The organism is Methylophilales bacterium, assembly GCA_019823025.1.
Lineage (GTDB): Bacteria > Pseudomonadota > Gammaproteobacteria > Burkholderiales > Methylophilaceae > BACL14.
The window spans coordinates 1,194,471-1,213,273 of record CP081940.1; the positions used below are offsets into that span (position 1 = coordinate 1,194,471).

Annotated in this window: 17 protein-coding genes; 12 read left to right on the top strand and 5 right to left on the bottom strand. The window is 35.9% G+C overall.

Features of this window, described 5'->3' with window-relative positions; genetic code table 11:
• Window positions 1-34: 34 nt before the first annotated feature.
• The 6 genes from K6112_06375 (at window position 35) to K6112_06400 (ending at window position 7,076) form a co-directional block, all read left to right on the top strand.
• Complete coding sequence (locus K6112_06375) at window positions 35-802, top strand: outer membrane protein assembly factor BamE (protein ID QZP17643.1); 768 nt, start codon at window positions 35-37, stop codon at window positions 800-802.
• A 5-nt stretch (window positions 803-807) separates the two neighbouring features.
• On the top strand, window positions 808-1,617 hold the full coding sequence (dapB, locus tag K6112_06380) for a 4-hydroxy-tetrahydrodipicolinate reductase (GenBank protein ID QZP17644.1): 810 nt from the start codon (window positions 808-810) through the stop codon (window positions 1,615-1,617).
• A gap of 129 nt (window positions 1,618-1,746) precedes the next feature.
• Window positions 1,747-2,895, top strand: a complete 1,149-nt coding sequence (gene carA / locus K6112_06385; GenBank protein ID QZP17645.1) for a glutamine-hydrolyzing carbamoyl-phosphate synthase small subunit — start codon at window positions 1,747-1,749, stop codon at window positions 2,893-2,895.
• Window positions 2,888-6,091 carry a carbamoyl-phosphate synthase large subunit gene (carB, locus tag K6112_06390; protein QZP17646.1) on the top strand — a complete coding sequence of 1,068 codons (3,204 nt, stop codon included), beginning with the start codon at window positions 2,888-2,890 and terminating at the stop codon, window positions 6,089-6,091. The genes carA and carB overlap by 8 nt, the downstream gene beginning before the upstream one ends.
• Before the next feature lie 56 nt (window positions 6,092-6,147).
• Window positions 6,148-6,624: a transcription elongation factor GreA gene (gene greA, locus K6112_06395; protein QZP17647.1), complete on the top strand. Its 477-nt coding sequence runs from the start codon at window positions 6,148-6,150 to the stop codon at window positions 6,622-6,624.
• Window positions 6,625-6,629: 5 nt separating this feature from the next.
• Complete coding sequence (locus K6112_06400; protein ID QZP17648.1) at window positions 6,630-7,076, top strand: DUF4149 domain-containing protein; 447 nt, start codon at window positions 6,630-6,632, stop codon at window positions 7,074-7,076.
• 1 nt (window position 7,077) lies between these two features.
• On the opposite strand, the gene K6112_06405 is transcribed toward K6112_06400, so the two are convergent.
• A complete protein-coding gene (locus tag K6112_06405; protein QZP17649.1) occupies window positions 7,078-7,365 on the bottom strand; it encodes a YhbY family RNA-binding protein in 288 nt (95 codons plus the stop codon).
• A gap of 43 nt (window positions 7,366-7,408) precedes the next feature.
• Between K6112_06405 and K6112_06410 the strand changes: the two genes are divergently transcribed.
• From K6112_06410 to glmM, 4 genes are all read left to right on the top strand, one after another.
• Complete coding sequence (locus K6112_06410; protein QZP17650.1) at window positions 7,409-8,032, top strand: RlmE family RNA methyltransferase; 624 nt, start codon at window positions 7,409-7,411, stop codon at window positions 8,030-8,032.
• 72 nt (window positions 8,033-8,104) lie between these two features.
• Window positions 8,105-9,997 (top strand): ATP-dependent zinc metalloprotease FtsH, encoded by a 1,893-nt coding sequence (ftsH, locus tag K6112_06415; protein ID QZP17651.1) that lies wholly within the window; start codon window positions 8,105-8,107, stop codon window positions 9,995-9,997.
• A 32-nt stretch (window positions 9,998-10,029) separates the two neighbouring features.
• On the top strand, window positions 10,030-10,845 hold the full coding sequence (folP, locus tag K6112_06420; GenBank protein QZP17652.1) for a dihydropteroate synthase: 816 nt from the start codon (window positions 10,030-10,032) through the stop codon (window positions 10,843-10,845).
• A gap of 9 nt (window positions 10,846-10,854) precedes the next feature.
• A complete protein-coding gene (glmM, locus tag K6112_06425; GenBank protein ID QZP17653.1) occupies window positions 10,855-12,198 on the top strand; it encodes a phosphoglucosamine mutase in 1,344 nt (447 codons plus the stop codon).
• A gap of 3 nt (window positions 12,199-12,201) precedes the next feature.
• Here the strand turns inward: glmM and pstB are convergent, their stop codons facing one another.
• The 4 genes from pstB to K6112_06445 form a co-directional block, all read right to left on the bottom strand.
• On the bottom strand, window positions 12,202-12,996 hold the full coding sequence (gene pstB, locus K6112_06430; GenBank protein ID QZP17654.1) for a phosphate ABC transporter ATP-binding protein PstB: 795 nt from the start codon (window positions 12,994-12,996) through the stop codon (window positions 12,202-12,204).
• Window positions 12,990-13,931: a phosphate ABC transporter permease PstA gene (gene pstA / locus K6112_06435; GenBank protein ID QZP17655.1), complete on the bottom strand. Its 942-nt coding sequence runs from the start codon at window positions 13,929-13,931 to the stop codon at window positions 12,990-12,992. Before pstA ends, pstB begins: the two co-directional genes overlap by 7 nt.
• A gap of 4 nt (window positions 13,932-13,935) precedes the next feature.
• Window positions 13,936-14,862 (bottom strand): phosphate ABC transporter permease subunit PstC, encoded by a 927-nt coding sequence (gene pstC, locus K6112_06440; protein ID QZP17656.1) that lies wholly within the window; start codon window positions 14,860-14,862, stop codon window positions 13,936-13,938.
• 149 nt (window positions 14,863-15,011) lie between these two features.
• A complete protein-coding gene (locus K6112_06445; GenBank protein ID QZP17657.1) occupies window positions 15,012-16,016 on the bottom strand; it encodes a PstS family phosphate ABC transporter substrate-binding protein in 1,005 nt (334 codons plus the stop codon).
• 157 nt (window positions 16,017-16,173) lie between these two features.
• On the opposite strand from K6112_06445, the gene prfB reads away from it, so the two are divergent.
• Together prfB and lysS are read left to right on the top strand one after the other, a co-directional pair.
• Window positions 16,174-17,278 (top strand): peptide chain release factor 2 gene (gene prfB / locus K6112_06450; GenBank protein ID QZP17658.1). Its coding sequence is split into 2 segments (ribosomal slippage): window positions 16,174-16,254 and window positions 16,256-17,278, totalling 1,104 coding nucleotides; the frame shifts between segments, so codons are not numbered across the junction.
• 1 nt (window position 17,279) lies between these two features.
• Entirely contained in the window at window positions 17,280-18,803 is a 1,524-nt protein-coding gene (gene lysS / locus K6112_06455; protein ID QZP17659.1) for a lysine--tRNA ligase, read from the top strand.

Here is an 18,803-nt window from a genome sequence, read left to right on the forward strand (position 1 = left end):
ATATTATCAACCTTTGAAAATAAAGTCTTATAAAATGCGTTTAATTTGTATTATCTTCATTTTTTTGATGGTGCCGGCGTGTTCTTGGTTGGATTCTAATCCATCTGATGAAGACAATATTCCAGTCGGGCAAGAGGATGACGACACTGATATATCTGTCATCCCGTTAATAAATATCATAACCAAATACCTTCCTGAAACATATCGACAAGATATTTCTCAAGGTAATGAAATAACTCCTGAGATGTTATTAGAGATAAAGCCAGATATGAATAAATCACAGGTAAGGTTTGTTTTAGGTACCCCTTTAATTCAAGACTCATTTCATAAGAATCGTTGGGATTATATTTACGTAGTCAGACAGAAGGGTAAATTCATTGAATCTAGACACCTCATCTTAACTTTTAAAAAGGATAAACTTGTTAACCTAACGGGCGATCTTATTGATCGAAATAAAGATGTTAAGAATATGGAATTTCAAAATGTAAAAGAGTGGGATGAGGAATCATTAGCAGAAGAACAAAAAAAATTCGGTGATATTGAGGATAAAAAAGAAACACTTGAAAAAAGTAATGGTTCTATTGATAATGAACAAATACAATCAGTTGAAGAGCCTGCTAAAGGGAAAGCAGTTGAAGAATCAGGGAGTGTTTCTCAAAGTGCGAATGAACCAGTTAAAAAAAATGCAGTTGAAGAATCAGGGAGTGTTTCTCAAAGTGTTAAGAAAGATTTAAATACTTCTTTACCTGATAAGGAAGATCCGGGGTATTTTGAACTTCTTTTGGAAAATATTGGGTTTTAAAAAAAATGAAAAAAATTAATATAATTGTTGTAGGTGCCTCAGGAAAAATGGGTCAGGCTATTATTAAAGAGACTCTTGATGATTCTGAATTAAATCTTGCGAAGGCAATAGATATAAAAACCTCACCAAGAATTGGTAAGGATGCTGGAGAGTTGTTTGGGTTTGAAAGTAATATTAAAATAAGTTCTGACTTGCTTATGGATAAGGTGCAGGCTGATATTTTAATAGACTTTACCAGACCAGAAGCGAGTATGAATTATTTAGATTTTTGTGAAAAAAATAATTTAGGTTATGTTCTGGGAACTACAGGGTTTTCAGATAACGAAAAAAAATTAATAACGCAAGCAGCTAAAAAAATACCAATATGCTTTGCACCAAATATGAGTATTGGCGTTAATGTGCTGATTTCACTTGTAGAGAAAGCTACCCAATCCCTTCATGATGATTTTGATATTGAAATTATGGAATCACATCATAAGTATAAGGTGGATTCACCTTCTGGGACTGCTATTAGGCTAGGTGAGGAAGTAGCAAAGGCATCAAATAGAAGTCTCAATGAAAATGCTGTTTTTAGTCGCGAAGGCATTCAAAAAGAACGTCAAAAGAAAGAGATAGGATTCTCAGTTGTACGAGGAGGAGATATTGTTGGAGATCATACAGTTTTGTATGCAGGCGATGGGGAGAGGATTGAATTGACCCACAAAGCGAGTAGCAGAACAACATTCTCCAAGGGAGCTACAAAAGCGGCAAAATATATAAACAATCAAACTAATGGATTATTTGATATGTTTGATGTTTTAAATTTAAAAAAATAAGAAATTTAAGTTTTTTAAATAAGAATTAATTGATGAAAGTCACAGTTTAAATTATACTACTCTAGATCGGCAGCAATGAAGTTTGGCCGCTCAATTTTTTCAAAAATATTATAAATCTTGGGAGTTTTTTTGGCGTCTAAGTTGCCGGCCATACTAGTGCTTGCGGACGGAACAAAGTTTCGAGGTTTTTCAATTGGTGCTTCAGGGCACACTGTTGGTGAAGTTGTTTTCAATACTTCAATGACCGGCTATCAAGAAATAATTTCAGACCCATCTTATGCTGAACAAATAATTTCTTTTACTTACCCTCATATTGGTAATGTCGGTATCAATGAGGAGGATTTTGAATCAGAACGAATATATTCAAAAGGTATTATTATTCATGACTTACCTTTCCAGCATTCAAACTTTAGATCTAATTGCTCACTTTCAGAATTTCTAATTAAAAAAAATATTGTTGGTATTGCAGGCATTGATACGAGAAGTTTAACAAGGCATTTAAGAGAGCACGGTGCTCAATCTGGATGTATTTTTGCTGACAAAGATATTGATGAAACTCAAGCGCTTAAATTTGCTCAAGAATTTTCTGGTTTGTTAGGATTAGATCTGGCCCAAAAAGTTACTACAAAAACTTCCTATAATTTCAATGAGGGGGAATGGTCTCTGGGTAAGGGTTTTGAGAAAAAAATCAACAAAGACATAAATGTTGTAGCTTATGATTTCGGAATTAAAAAAAATATATTGAGAATGCTTGTATCTAGAGGCTGCAATGTTACCGTGATACCTGCAAAAACAACCTCAGATGATGTAATAGCTCTTAAACCAGATGGTGTTTTTTTATCAAATGGTCCAGGCGATCCAGAGCCATGTGAATATGCAATTAATAACATCAAGGCTTTGTTAAAAAGAAAGATACCTATTTTTGGTATTTGTTTAGGACACCAACTTTTAGCATTAGCAAGCGGGGCAGAAACAGAGAAAATGAAATTCGGACATCATGGCGCTAACCATCCCGTTCGTGACATAGAGTCTGGAAAGGTTTATATCACAAGCCAAAATCATGGATTTTCCGTAGATCCAAAATCTTTATCCAAAAGTTTAAAAATTACGCATCTATCATTATTTGATGAAAGTATTCAAGGTATTGAAAGATCAGATGTTCCAGCATTTGGATTTCAAGGGCATCCAGAAGCTAGCCCAGGGCCGACAGAAATGTCCTATCTATTTGATAAATTTATTGCAATGATCAAAAAAATGCAAGGGCAAAAAAATGAGTAAAAGAACGGACATTAAATCAATCCTAATTATAGGTGCAGGACCAATTATTATTGGACAGGCCTGTGAATTTGATTACTCTGGTGCCCAGGCATGTAAAGCTTTGAAAGAAGAAGGTTATCGCGTTATATTGGTCAACTCAAATCCGGCAACAATTATGACCGATCCAAATATTGCGGATGCTACCTACATAGAACCAATTAAATGGGAGGTAGTGAAAAAGATAATAGAGATTGAAAAGCCTGATGCACTCCTTCCTACTATGGGTGGTCAAACCGCACTTAATTGTGCACTTGACCTTGATAAATATGGTGTTTTAAAAACCTTTAAGGTCGAGTTAATAGGTGCCTCAAAAGAAGCAATTGATAAAGCTGAGGATAGGCAGTTATTTAAACAGGCAATGAGTAAGATAGGATTGGCATCAGCAAGATCAGCGATTGCCCATAGCCTTGAAGAGGCGATGCAAGTGCAAGCGGGTATTGGTTATCCAGCAATCATCAGACCATCTTTTACCATGGGAGGGAGTGGAGGTGGAATTGCTTATAACAAAGAGGAATTTATAACAATATGTGAAAGAGGATTAGATGCTTCTCCAACGAAAGAGTTACTTATTGAGGAATCCTTATTGGGTTGGAAAGAGTTTGAGATGGAGGTTGTTCGTGACTCAAACGATAATTGCATCATCATATGTTCAATAGAAAATCTAGATCCTATGGGTGTTCATACTGGAGATTCAATTACTATCGCACCAGCGCAAACACTAACGGATAAAGAATATCAAATCATGAGGAACGCCTCGATAGATGTTTTAAGGGAAATAGGCGTGGATACTGGTGGCTCAAACGTCCAGTTTGCAATAAACCCGGATGATGGACGAATGGTCGTAATTGAAATGAACCCGAGAGTATCAAGATCATCAGCTCTTGCCTCTAAAGCTACAGGCTTTCCAATTGCAAAGATTGCCGCTAAATTAGCAGTTGGATATTCTCTTGATGAATTAAGTAATGAGATTACAGGTGGCTTAACTCCCGCATCATTTGAACCTACTATTGATTACGTTGTGACTAAAATTCCACGTTTTGCTTTTGAAAAATTCCCAAATGCAGATGCACTTCTTACGACACAAATGAAATCAGTTGGAGAAGTAATGGCAATTGGTAGAAATTTCCAAGAATCTTTTCAAAAAGCATTAAGAGGTCTTGAACTTGGATACGATGGTTTAAATGAAATTTCATCAGATAAGACCCGCATTATTAAGGAGTTAAAAGAACCCGGTGCGGATAGAATAAGGTATCTAGGTGATGCAATGAGGTTGGGTTTGTCGATAGAAGAAATATTTAATTTTACTAAAATTGACCCTTGGTTTCTATATCAGATTGAAGACCTAATAAAAAACGAAACAAAACTAAAAGCTTATAAGCTTGATGATATTGATAAGACTTATTTATTTGAACTAAAGCAAAAGGGATTCTCAGATCATCGTATTGGATATCTTTTGGGTGCAAAAGAGAAAAGTATAAGAGATTTAAGAGCTAAAAACCATATTCACCCAGTTTACAAAAGAGTGGATACTTGTGCAGCTGAATTTCATACAGATACCGCTTACTTATACTCCACTTATGAGCAAGAATGTGAATCACGCCCAACATCAAATAAAAAAATAATGATACTGGGTGGTGGCCCGAATAGAATTGGACAAGGCATAGAATTTGATTACTGTTGTGTACATGCCTCACTAGCATTAAAAGAGGCTGGCTTTGAAACTATCATGGTTAATTGCAATCCTGAAACAGTTTCAACAGATTATGATATTTCTGATAGGTTGTATTTTGAATCAGTCACCTTAGAAGATGTTTTAGAAATTGTGTATAAGGAAAATCCCTTTGGTGTGATTGTCCAGTATGGAGGACAAACACCGCTCAAACTTTCCAAAGCATTAGCTGACGCCGGGGTACCTATTATTGGAACATTGCCTGATGATATCGATGCCGCTGAGGATAGAGAAAGATTCCAAAGAATCTTAAAAGATTTAAATTTAAAACAACCACCCAATAGAACTGCCAGAACGCCGGAGGAGGCAATTAAGCTTGCTCAAGAAATTGGATATCCTTTAGTCGTTCGCCCAAGTTATGTTCTTGGAGGAAGGGCTATGGAAATTGTTCATGAGCAAGAAGACTTAGAGCGATATATGAGGGAAGCTGTAAAAGTATCCCATGATTCGCCGGTGCTTTTGGATCGCTTTTTAAATGATGCAATTGAAATTGATATTGATGCTATTTCTGACGGAAAGTCTGTAGTAATCGGCGGTATCATGGAGCATATAGAACAAGCTGGGGTACATTCAGGAGATTCAGCATGCTCACTTCCCCCGTATAGTATTGATGAAAAAAAACAGAATGAATTGATATCTCAAACGAAGAAAATGGCATCGAAACTTAATGTTTTAGGGTTAATGAATGTTCAATTTGCTCTTCAGGGAGACGACATCTATGTATTAGAGGTAAACCCAAGAGCATCTAGAACAGTCCCATTTGTTTCGAAAGCAATTGGGAAACCGCTAGCAAAAATTGCTGCTAGATGTATGGCGGGTGAATCATTAGCTTCTCAGAAATTGACCACTGAAGTTAAGCCAAAATTTTTTTCAGTGAAAGAGGCTGTATTTCCATTTATTAAATTTCCTGGTGTTGATGTAATTCTTGGGCCCGAAATGAAATCTACAGGAGAGGTGATGGGAGTGGGGTCATCATTTGCTGAGGCATTTATCAAGTCACAAATGGGCGCATCAATGAATCTGCCGACAAAGGGAACAGCATTTATAAGTGTTAGAAAAGAGGATCATAAAAAAATAGTTGAAGTTGCACATGCACTAAAAAAACTGGGGTTTTCTCTAGCTGCAACAAAAGGTACTGCAAAAGTTTTAACTGAAAACAATCTCGAAGTTCAGTATGTGAATAAAGTTGCTGAGGGGAGACCACATATTGTTGATATGATAAAAAATGATGAAATTGATTTTATTGTGAATATTACCGAAGATAAACAGGCAATTAAAGATTCTTATGAAATTAGGAGAAATGCCTTACAGAATAAGGTGACTTACTACACTACTTTTGCAGGGGCTAAAGCAGCCTGCGTTGGCATGAACTATTCAGATGAAATTACGGTTTCATCGCTTCAAAACTTGCATAAAAACCTCTCTTAAAATACACTCATTTCTATATAACGCTTTCAATAAAATAAAATAATTAGGAAAAAATTTTGGACAAAACACCCATTACAATCAATGGTTCAGAAAAGCTTAAAGAGGAGTTAAAGATCTTAAAAAGTGTGGAAAGGCCTGAAGTTATTGCTGCTATTGCTGAAGCCAGAGCTCAAGGAGATCTCTCTGAAAATGCTGAATACGATGCTGCTAAAGAAAAGCAAGGGTTTATTGAGGGAAGAATCGCTGATATTGAAGCAAAGTTATCTAACTGCATCATTATTGACCCGGCAGAACTTCAAAAAGATGGGCGATGTGTATTTGGAACGACTGTTGTTATTCAGGATCTAGATTCTGAGGATGAGGCTGAATACCAAATTGTTGGAGATGACGAGGCAGATATTAAGGAAAAGAAGATCTCAATCAGCTCGCCATTGGCAAAAGCACTTATTGGAAAAGAAAACGAAGATATTGTCGAATTTGAGTCACCCGGTGGATTGAAGACCTATGAAATTTTAAAAGTAAAATACTTATAAAAACCATGAATCCTTTTTTAAACAAATTAAGTTTCATTTTTACAAGCATTTGGGTTGGAGGTCTATGGGCAATGCTTATGGTGACTTATGTAATTTTTAACATTATTCCTAGCTCTTATATTGCTGGTGTGATTGTTTCTAATTTATTTACTTATATTAATATCTTTGGAATGGTTACCCTTGTTTTAGCGTTGATATATGGATTCCATATCGAATCTATTAGGTTTTTTAAAAAAATTCAAGCGTGGCTAGTACTTTTTATTTTAGTAATCGTTTGCATTAGTTTTTTCGGAATCAATCCCATTTTAGAGGCTTTAAAAGTAGAAGCCTTTCCAAAAGAAGTCATGGAAAGTGTTTTTGCGGATAGGTTTTCAGCATGGCATGGGATCGCAAGCATTGCCTATTTAATTCAGTGTATTTTAGGAATATTTTTACTATTAAAGAGCAGGTAGTCTAGGGTAGTATTATTTTTGATGGCTCATTGGCTTTAAAAATTACTATTTGCATGCCAATCTGATTGATTGCTTGCCCATTAGTTTTTTTACAAACCTCATCAAGTAAAAGTTTTCTTTTAGCTTTTTCTTTTTCTTGGAGCTTTATTTTAATGAGTTCGTGGGCTTTCAAACTGACTATAATTTCATTAATTACGGAATCAGTCAGTCCTTTGTGTCCAATCTTTACCACGGGATTAAGCTTATGAGAAAGAGCCTTGAGGTGAGCCACTTGTTTTGAACTTAACATATATAAGAAGATAGTTATTTAAATTTTAGGCCTAGTGTATCAGATGAGTAAAGCCAACAATAGTAAAAACTGGATAAAAGGTCATGTAAAAGACCCGTTTGTCATTCAGGCACAAAAAGATGGATATCGCTCGCGGGCCGCATATAAATTAATCGAAATTGATAAAAAGTATAAAATTATTAAATCAGGTATTACCGCAGTAGATTTAGGGGCTGCTCCCGGAGGGTGGTCTCAAGTTTTATCAAAAAAAATAGGCTTTAAGGGAAAGGTCGTCGGTATAGATTTGTTAGAAGTATCGCCCATTAAAGGCATAAATTTTATTCAAGGTGATTTTATGCAAGAAGAGATATTGAATGAAATGGTTGATAAGCTAGAAAATAAGCCCGTAGACCTTGTAATTTCAGATATGGCCCCCAATATTAGTGGTGTAAAGATGGTTGACCAACAAAAAGCTAATTATTTGAATGAATTGGCCTTTGATTTTGCTACAAAACATTTGAAACAAAATGGTCATTTTCTGGTCAAGTCATTTGTTGGTAAAGATTTTGAAGAGTTTGTTAAAAATTTGAGATCTTGCTTTAAAAAAGTTTATAAAATTAAGCCAGATTCATCGAGAAGCAGAAGTGCAGAAATATTTTTATTAGGCTATGAGTTTTGTAGCAGTTAAATTAACTGTTTTAATTTTTTATTAGTTATAATTAAGACAATAAGCAATTATCTATTTTTTAAGGACTAAACATTGAATAAAAATTTACTCAAGAGTATCGGTATTTGGATTGCAATAGGCATCATAATGATGACCATATTTAACCAATTTTCCTCTTCATCAAGACTTGAAAACAAACTTGTTTATTCTCAATTCATGGATCAGGTGAAATCTGGAAATATAGAAAAGGTGAGAATCGACGGTCAAAACATAACAGGCACAACTAACAACGGTAAAAAATTCTCAACTTTCGCCCCTACAGACCCATGGCTTGTTTCAGATTTATTAAAAAACGGTGTGGTGGTTGAAGCTCAACCTGCTGAAAAGCAATCATTCTTGGCAAGCATATTCATATCTTGGTTCCCAATGATACTTTTGATTGGTGTATGGATTTTCTTCATGAAACAAATGCAGGGTGGCGGAAAAGGTGGAGGTCCATTCTCCTTTGGCAAAAGTAAAGCAAGGCAATTAGATCAAACTTCAAACAAAACTACTTTTAAAGATGTTGCTGGTTGTGATGAAGCTAAGGAAGAGGTAACTGAAATGGTCGACTTCTTAAAAGATCCGGCTAAATTTCATAAACTAGGCGGTAGAATTCCTAGAGGTGTTCTGCTTGTAGGCCCTCCAGGCACTGGTAAGACTTTGCTTGCACGTGCAGTTGCTGGTGAAGCGAAAGTCCCATTCTTTACTATATCTGGGTCAGATTTTGTAGAAATGTTTGTAGGTGTAGGTGCAGCGAGAGTGAGAGATATGTTTGAACAAGCTAAGAAAAGCTCCCCTTGCATTATTTTTATCGATGAGATTGATGCAGTGGGAAGAAGTAGAGGAGCTGGTACGGGTGGTGGAAATGACGAAAGAGAACAAACATTAAACCAGTTACTTGTTGAGCTTGATGGTTTTGAGCCAAGTTCAGGTGTGATTGTAGTTGCTGCGACAAACCGTGCAGACGTTTTAGATAAAGCTTTACTTAGACCAGGCAGATTTGATCGACAAATAATGGTTGGATTACCAGACATTAAAGGCAGGGAAGAGATTCTTCATGTACACATGAGAAAAATTCCAACTGATAATGATGTGAAAGCAGATATTTTGGCAAGGGGAACTCCTGGATTTTCAGGTGCTGATTTAGCTAATTTAGTTAACGAAGCGGCTCTTTTTGCAGCAAGAAGTAATAAATCCATCGTAGATATGGAAGACTTCGAACAAGCAAAAGATAAAATCTATATGGGCCCTGAAAGAAAGTCACTGGTAATGCGTGAAGAAGAGCGCATGAATACTGCTTACCATGAATCTGGTCATGCGGTAGTTGCTAAATTATTGCCAAATGCTGACCCAGTTCATAAAGTAACGATTATGCCTAGAGGTTATGCATTAGGTTTAACATGGCAGCTTCCAGAATTTGATAGGTTTAGCAACTTTAAAACAAAGATGCTCGAAGAGATATCCATACTATTTGGCGGTCGTATTGCTGAAGAGGTATTCATGAAACAGATGTCTACAGGTGCTGGAAATGATTTTGAAAGAGCAACAAAGCTTGCAAGAGATATGGTGACCAAATATGGCATGTCAGATAAGCTCGGAACGATGGTTTATGCAGATGAAAATCAAGAGTCATTCTTTGGTGCACCCAAGGCAATATCACAAGCGACACAACAGTTAGTCGATGCTGAAATCAAATCTATTTTAGATAAGCAGTATTCAATTGCCAGAAAACTGATTGAAAAAAATAAAAAGAAAATTGAGGCCATGACAAAAGCTTTACTTGAATATGAAACCATTGATAGTGATCAAATTGATGACGTGATGGCAGGGAAAAAAGTGAGAGCCCCTAAGACTTCTAAGTCATCTAGTGATAAAAAAATGCCTCCTTCTGGTAAGGCACCCACAAGCAGCATCAAGCCACAACCCGCAACTAAATCTAGATAAAAAAAAGGGGGCGAAAGCCTCCTTATTTTTTTATGAATAAAATCTCGCAACTTCTTAAATCAAATACAAGACCACTGATTATGGGGGTGTTAAATTTAACTCCTGACTCCTTTTCTGATGGAGGAAAATATAATGAGATAGATCTAGCTTTGAAACGTGTTGAATATATGATTGAATCTGGCGCAGATATTATTGATATCGGGGCAGAGTCCTCACGCCCAGGTGCTGAAATTATTTCTGTTGATGATGAGAGAGAAAGATTAGAGCCCACTTTAAAAGAAATTAAAAAAGTTTTTGATGTCCCAATTTCAATTGATACTTATAAACCAGAAATTATGAAGCTCACAATTGATTATGGTATTGATATGATTAATGATATCTATGCTTTACAAAAATCTGGAACAATTGAAGTTATATCAAATTCAAATGTTCTTGTGTGTTTGATGCACATGCAAAATTCTCCAAAAAATATGCAAAACTCACCTCATTATAAAAATATAATATTAGAGGTTGAGTCATTCTTTAAAGATCGTACGGCTGTGCTTAATAAGGCAGGTATTAAAAACGAAAGAATAATGCTTGACCCTGGCTTTGGTTTTGGAAAAGCCTTTGAGCATAATATTGATTTATTTAAAAAAATTAATCAATTTACAAAATTATCTTTTCCACTTTTAGTTGGTGTTTCAAGAAAATCGATGGTAAAAAAAATGGTAGGTAATATAGAAAATGATATCATTCAAGCAAGTGTATTACTTGCTTGTTTGGCAGCTCAAAATGGTGCTAAAATTTTGCGCGTCCATGACGTAAAAGAAACATTTAATGCTATATCTGTTCTTCAAGCTGTATAAGGGAGCTGTGTGAAAAAAAAATATTTTGGTACCGATGGTATTAGGGGAAAAGTAGGAAATTCACCGATTACGGCAGAGTTTTTTGTCAAGTTAGGATACGCCGCTGGGATTGTATTATCACGAATAAATAAACGCAGCAAAAAACCCACGGTAATCATAGGAAAAGATACTCGGATTTCAGGTTACATGCTTGAATCTGCACTTGAGGCTGGATTTTCAAGTGCGGGAGTCAACGTTCTCCTTACTGGACCAATTCCTACACCAGCAATAGCGTATCTAACACGCTCAGGTACAGCTGATTTTGGTGTTGTTATCTCAGCATCTCATAATCCTTATGATGATAATGGAGTCAAATTTTTCTCCTCAAAAGGTTTAAAGTTGTCTGATGAAATCGAATGTGAAATTGAATCTTTAATTGATCAAAAAATAGAGCAAGTTTTACCTAGCAAATTGGGTAAGGCACAAAGAGCAGAAAATTATGTAAAGCAATATATTGAATTCTGTGAAAATACTTTCTCAAAAAAATTATCTTTAAAAGGGCTAACCATTGTTTTAGATTGTGCTAATGGTGCAACCTATCATATAGCCCCTGTTATTTTTTCTAATCTCGGTGCAAATATTATTACTGTTAATGATGAACCGGACGGTTTGAACATTAATAAAAAGGCAGGTTCTGTATATCCAAAAAATTTACAGGCAGCAGTATCTTTACATAATGCAGATATAGGAATTGCATTTGATGGGGATGGTGACCGTGTGATTATGGTTGATGAAAAGGGAACGCTAGTCGATGGCGATCAGTTACTTTATTTGATAATGCAATTTTATATTAAAGAAGGTTATGAATTTGGTGGAGTTGTTGGAACTCATATGACTAATTTAGCTTTCGAAGAAAAGTGCAAATCGCAATCAATTCCTTTTGCTAGGGCAAATGTTGGAGATCGATATGTATCTGAGGAGTTAGATAGAAGGAAGTGGATTTTAGGAGGCGAGAACTCTGGACATATCTTAGTTAAAAATTTACATTCAACTGGAGATGGAATAATTTCAGCCCTACAAGTCTTATCCTATTTAGTAAAAAATAAAAAAAGCTTAAAAAGTGCACTTACTGAAATACAGCTTTATCCTCAAATACTAATCAATATACCTACTGAAAATAAAGTTAATTTAAAATCAAAGACTGTTAAAAATGCTATCAAAGAATCAGAAATTATTATGAAGGGTAAGGGCCGAATATTAATTCGCGCATCTGGTACTCAACCTTTAGTGAGAGTGATGACCGAGGGCCCTTTGCGTAAAGAAGTTTTAAAAGCGGCAAAGTTTTTGACAGAAAAAATTAAAGAAATTATTTAAACGTTATCCAAACTTACCGGTAATGTAATCTTCAGTTTCCTTTTTACTGGGGTTGGTAAACACCTTATCTGTTTCATCGTGTTCTACTAATTCTCCGAGGTACATATAGGCAGTATAGTCAGAAATTCTAGCTGCTTGTTGCATATTGTGTGTCACAATTAAAATAGATAATTTTTCTTTTAAACCAGCCATTAATTCTTCAATATTCATCGTTGCTATCGGATCAAGAGCTGAGGTTGGCTCATCAAACAACATGATTTCAGGATCAGTCGCTAAAGCTCTAGCAATACACAATCTTTGTTGTTGCCCTCCTGAAAGGTTGAATGCAAGATCGTGAAGCCTTTTTTTCACCTCATCCCATAAAGAAGCGCCTTTAAGAGCCTCTTCAACTTTATCATCAAGCACTCGTTTATTTTTTTCACCACGAACACGTAATCCGTATGCAACGTTTTCATATATTGATTTAGGAAATGGATTTGGTTTTTGAAACACCATGCTGATTCGCATTCTAACTTCAATAGGATCTACGCGCTTATCTAAGATATTTGTATTATCTGGATGAAGAATGATTTCACCATCATATTTATTCCCAGGGTATAAATCATGCATACGATTAAAACATCTTAAGAAAGTTGATTTACCACACCCAGAAGGACCAATTAAGGCAGTTATCTTATTCTCATAAACGGGCAGACTTATTTTTTTAAGTGCCTGAGTTCCATCCGCATAAGAAAAATTAAGAGAATTAGCTTCTGCTTTAATAATTTCCTTGGGATGCTTTCTTTTTTTATCTACCATTTAATTTTCTTCCTGATGTTGTATCGAATTTTAATTGCTAATCCATTCATTAACAATGTTAATAAAATTATAATTGCTCCAGTCGCAGCAGCATTTACATGAAATGCCATTTGTGGTCTTGAGATCCAATTAAACATTTGAATAGGGAGCACAGTAAAGCCTGCTTCTAGCCATTCAAAATTGATAAATGGTGGCTCTAATCCAACAGGACTTGGAGGGAGAAAAGCGATAAAAGTTAAAGCACCAATGGTTATAACGGGCGCAGTTTCACCTATAGCTCTCGCCATTCCAATAATGACACCGGTAAGGATTCCACCATAAGAATATTGAATAACATGATGAAGTGAGACTTGCCATTTTGTGGCACCGACTGCATAAGCGGCTTCTCTGATATGAATTGGAATGGCTCTTATAGCCTCTCGAGTTGCTACGATCACAATAGGTAACATTAATAATGCTAACGTTAATCCCGCAGTTAAAATTGTTTGGCCTAACCCAAAACTATAGACAAATAGACCAAGGGCTAGAAGGCCATAGATAATTGAAGGAACGCCTGCTAAATTTGTGACATTAATTTCAATTAAATCTGAAAACCAATTTTTCTTTGCATATTCTTCAAGATAAACACCAGCAGCAATACCAAGTGGTACTGCAGCAAAAAAAGTAACAATTAGTACAAGTGACGAACCTACCCAAGCAGATAAAATACCCGCAGCCGTTGCGCGTCTGGAAGGGAAGTTTGTTAAAAAATCTAAATTAAATCGAGGGTAACCATCAAAAACAAGATCTAAAAATAAAACTAATAAAGTGATAGTTAAGGAAATAATGATAAACATACCCACACCGGCAAAAATATGATCATGCCTTTTGTGCTTGGTAATTAATGACCTAATCAGGGTTAAATTATTTTCTATCTCAACTTTATTATTAGCCATTTAATTAATACCTCTCAGCAAATTTCTTACGAACGGCGTGCCCAATAATGTTAAACATTAACGTCATAATCAGTAATGTTAGGCCTGCGGCAAAAATGCTTTGAAAACCAATCCCTCCATGCTCTAAATCTCCCAATGCAACCGATACAATGTAGGAGGTAATGGTTGCAGCACTTTCAACTGGGTTGAAAGTAAAGTTAGGTTGTTGACCCGCCGCAATAGCAACAATCATTGTTTCACCCACAGCTCTACTAATCGCAAGAATATAGGCTGCAATAATGCCTGAAATTGCAGCTGGCGTAATGACCTTAACAGCCGTTTGAAATCTAGTTGCTCCCATCGCGTAAGCACCCTCTCTCATGGCCATAGGCACCGCTCTCATAGCATCTTCTGCAACCGATGCAATGTAAGGCACGATCATTATTCCCATGACAATTCCAGGTCCCAACATATTGAATGTGGTGAGGTCGGGGTATATTTTTTGTAAAAGGGGAGTGACTAACATGAGTGCAAAATAGCCAAATACAACGGTTGGCACGCCAACTAATAACTCCAAAACAGGCTTTATCGTTTCCCTGACTTTATGCGTTGCGAACTCGGATAAATAAATGGCCGTGATTGTGCCTAATGGGACTGCGACAAATAAAGCAATAAAAGTAGTTGTTAGCGTTCCTGAAACAAGCGCCATAATTCCGTAATGCTTAATGGAGTAATTGGGTGTCCAAACGGTATCGGTTAGAAAGTCATAAAGACTCACATGCTGGAAGAATGGAATGGCTTCAGATACTAAGACATAAATAATAGCAAGCGTGATAAAGATAGCAAAGATCCCAGAACAAAGAAGACCAAACTCAATAAATCTCTCGAGTATATTACGACGTAAATTTTTAGCTAGACGAGGGCTAACCACTGATTTTTCTAATTTTGTCATAGTTGGAAATTTGATAACGCTAATTTTTTTGCTTATTCAAATGATACTCAATTTTGATAAATAAATGAAAACAATTTAACGTAAATTTTAATTATTTTTAAACAATAAAAAAGGCAGCATGATGCTGCCTTTTTATGACAAAAAATTTACTAGTCATTATTCGCGGCTGACAATTCTAGTATCTGCTTTACAGACAAACCAATCTCAGGTTTTTTGTAAGCTGTTCCTGTTTGTAGAGTTTTATAGTGATTAGAAATAGCTGCATATTCTTGCTCATTAAATGGTACATAGCCTACCTCTTTTGAAAGTTCTGCAACATGCTTTAAATAAAATTCAACAAACTTTTTCACGTTCGGATCAAAGGCAGCTTTGGTTGCATTTAGGTATATGAATAGAGGTCTTGATAAGGGGTTATAAGAGCCGTTCATAACTGTTTTAAGGCTTGGCAGCACAAACTCACCTGTTGCATTCGCAATTGCAACTGCTTTGAGCAAATTTTTATTTTCCTCATAATAAGCTAGGCCAAAGTAAGCAATTCCGCCCTTATCTCCAGATACCCCTTTCACTAATACGTTATCATCTTCTGAAGCAGTAAAGTCGCCTCTAATCGCCTTTGATTCTTCGATAACTGCTTCTGTAAAATAATCAAAAGTTCCTGAATCTGCGCCTGGACCATAAAGTCTCAAGGGAGTTTCAGGCCAACCCTCTCTTATCTGGCTCCATTTTGTTATTTTTCCTTGGGCTGCAGGCTCCCACATTTTTTTTAATTCTTGAGTTGTCATATCTTTAGCCCAGTCATTTTTTTTGTTGATAACAACACTTAAGGCATCGTATGCTACGGGTATTTCGATGAATGAAATTCCAGCTTCTTTACACTTCTCTATTTCTTTTGCCTTAATTGGTCTTGAAGCATTTGAGACGACAGTCTCTCCTCGACAAAACTTTTTAAAACCACCACCCGTTCCTGATACACCTACAGTAACCTTGATACGTGTCGCAATTTGAAACTCTTCAGCAACTGCTTCAGTAATTGGATAAACCGTGCTGGAGCCGTCAACTTTTACAATATCGACGGCAGCTGTTGCTGGCATAGAAAGTATGCCTGCACTCAATAAAGCAGCAGCACTCAGTTTTTTAAGATTAAGTGATTTCATTTATATTTAGCTCCTAATTTTTAAATTTTAAAATGGGTTTGAAACTTTGATTAGATTAGACCAGTTAAGTGACACTTTTATGACAAAATTACTTTTGTTAAAAAGAGTTATAATACTTGTCATTATAATGGCAATAAAAAGAGAAAGATAAAAAATAATGGAACAAGACGAGTTACAAATTCTGGCGCAACAAATTCAAGCAATAGATACAAAATTCCAAACCTTACGGGGGTATCTTTGACCTAGGAGCAAAATCTAAAAGAATTGCTGAGTTAGAAGAACTTCAACAAGATCCAAAAACCTGGTCCGATCGTTCGTTAAATGAAAAGATTGGTAAGGAGAAACGTAGCTTGGAAAATATTGTTAATCAGGCAGATGAACTCACGCATCAGATAAAGGATAATCAAGAATTATTTGACCTAGCAAAGGAAGAGGGCGACAAAGAAACTCTAAAGACCATTCAGAGTGATACAGAAAAAATTTCAAAGCTTGTTGAGGATGTTGAATTTAAAAGAATGTTTTCAAATCCTATGGATCCGAATAATTGCTTTATTGATTTTCAGTCAGGAAGTGGAGGAACAGAAGCTCAAGACTGGGCAAATATGTTGCTTAGGATGTATATAAGGTATGCAGAACAAAAATCATTCAAGGTTGAGGTTTTAGAATTATCTGACGGAGAGGTAGCGGGTATTAAGGGCGCGTCCATTAAAATTTCAGGTGATTTTGCTTACGGATACTTTAGAACAGAGTCAGGCATTCATCGTCTCGTTAGAAAATCTCCATTTGATTCAGGAAGTCGTAGACATACCTCATTTGCTGGAGTTAATGTTTTTCCTGAAATAGACGATTCAATTGAAATTGATGTAAACCCTGCCGACCTTCGGATTGATACTTATCGTGCCTCTGGTGCAGGAGGTCAGCATATTAACAAAACAGATTCTGCTGTTAGAATTACACATGTGCCAACTAATACAGTTGTTCAATGTCAAAATGATCGTTCACAACACAGAAATAAGGCTGAGGCAATGAATATGCTAAAAGCCCAGCTTTATGCAATAGAATTAAATAAAAGAAATGAAGAAAAACAAGCGGTAGAAGATGCTAAAAGTGATATTGGATGGGGGCATCAAATTCGAAGTTATGTTCTTGATCAATCGAGAATTAAAGATTTAAGAACGGGTGTGGAAGTTGGAAATACACAAGGGGTATTAGATGGAGATCTAGACCCATTTATAAGTGAAAGTTTAAAGCAAGGGGTATAAGTTGAGTAAAGAACCTAATCAAAATAATGAGCCTGTAGTGGATGAAAATTCAATTATTTCTGAGAGGAGAAGTAAGCTTGATGAATTGAGAAAATTAGGGATTGCTTTTCCAAATCAATTTAAACCAGAAAATTTATCATCAGAACTTCATAAAAACTTTGATGAGGATGATAAAGAAACACTCGAAAAAAAAGGCATTGAAGTATCTGTTTCAGGCAGGATGATGCTCAAGCGTGTTATGGGTAAGGCGAGTTTCGCAACTATCCAAGATAATAATGGAAGAATTCAGCTTTATGTGGCGAGAGATTTTATTAACTCAGATGACAATCCAGAACTTTATGCGCAATTTAAAAAATGGGATTTGGGAGATATTGTTGGTGCTAAAGGAAAATTGTTTAAAACTAGAACCAATGAATTAACCATTGAAGTAACTGAAATTGTATTGCTTACCAAGTCAATTCGTCCCTTACCGGAAAAATTTCATGGTTTATCAGATCAGGAAACAAAGTATAGGCAAAGATATGTTGATCTTATTGTTAATGATGACACAAAAAAAACTTTCTTAAATCGTTCGAAAATTATCTCTAACATTAGGGCCTTTATGGAAGAGCATGAATTTTTAGAGGTTGAAACACCTATGCTTCATCCTATACCAGGTGGCGCAACGGCAAGACCGTTTGAGACTCATCATAATGCACTTGATATGGATATGTATTTGAGAATAGCGCCAGAGTTGTATCTTAAGAGATTGGTTGTGGGTGGTTTTGATCGTGTATTTGAAATTAACCGTAATTTTAGGAATGAGGGTTTAAGCGTAAGACACAACCCTGAATTTACGATGATGGAATTTTACGCGGCTTATACTGAATACAAATGGTTGATGAATTTTACAGAGGATTGTATTCGAGATGTGACAAAGCGAATATTGGGGACACTAAAAGTAAAATATCAAGATAAAATAATTGATTTTGAAAAACCATTTGAAAGACTGACATTGGTTGAAGCGATTATGAAATATTCATCGCAATTTAGTGAGACACAACTTAACGACATCGACTTTATTAAATCACATCTTTCAAAAAATGGTGAAAATTTATCAGATAGCTCAGGTTTAGGTGCATATCAATTAGCTTTGTTTGAATTAGAAGCAGAAGTAAAATTATGGGACCCTACATATATCATTGATTATCCTACGGAGGTTTCGCCACTTGCAAGAGCTTCAGATACTAATAATGCTATTACTGAAAGATTTGAGTTATTTATTGCGGGTAGAGAGATTGCTAATGGTTTTTCAGAGTTAAATGATGCGGAAGATCAGGCTAAGCGTTTTCAAATGCAAGTTGCTGCAAAAGATGCTGGGGACGAGGAAGCAATGTATTATGACGCTGATTTCATTAGAGCTTTAGAATATGGCCTTCCCCCTACAGGTGGATGTGGGGTGGGTATTGATCGTTTAGTTATGTTATTAACCGATAGCCCAAGCATAAGAGATGTAATTTTGTTCCCACATATGAGAGCGGAATAA

Bases quoted from the DNA above. Each gene is read 5' to 3' on its own strand.
- K6112_06375 (QZP17643.1), top strand. From the start codon at position 35: ATGCGTTTAATTTGTATTATCTTCATTTTTTTGATGGTGCCGGCGTGT.
- dapB (QZP17644.1), top strand. From the start codon at position 808: ATGAAAAAAATTAATATAATTGTTGTAGGTGCCTCAGGAAAAATGGGT.
- carB (QZP17646.1), top strand. From the start codon at position 2,888: ATGAGTAAAAGAACGGACATTAAATCAATCCTAATTATAGGTGCAGGA.
- K6112_06400 (QZP17648.1), top strand. From the start codon at position 6,630: ATGAATCCTTTTTTAAACAAATTAAGTTTCATTTTTACAAGCATTTGG.
- K6112_06405 (QZP17649.1), bottom strand. From the start codon at position 7,365: ATGTTAAGTTCAAAACAAGTGGCTCACCTCAAGGCTCTTTCTCATAAG.
- K6112_06410 (QZP17650.1), top strand. From the start codon at position 7,409: ATGAGTAAAGCCAACAATAGTAAAAACTGGATAAAAGGTCATGTAAAA.
- folP (QZP17652.1), top strand. From the start codon at position 10,030: ATGAATAAAATCTCGCAACTTCTTAAATCAAATACAAGACCACTGATT.
- pstB (QZP17654.1), bottom strand. From the start codon at position 12,996: ATGGTAGATAAAAAAAGAAAGCATCCCAAGGAAATTATTAAAGCAGAA.
- pstA (QZP17655.1), bottom strand. From the start codon at position 13,931: ATGGCTAATAATAAAGTTGAGATAGAAAATAATTTAACCCTGATTAGG.
- pstC (QZP17656.1), bottom strand. From the start codon at position 14,862: ATGACAAAATTAGAAAAATCAGTGGTTAGCCCTCGTCTAGCTAAAAAT.
- K6112_06445 (QZP17657.1), bottom strand. From the start codon at position 16,016: ATGAAATCACTTAATCTTAAAAAACTGAGTGCTGCTGCTTTATTGAGT.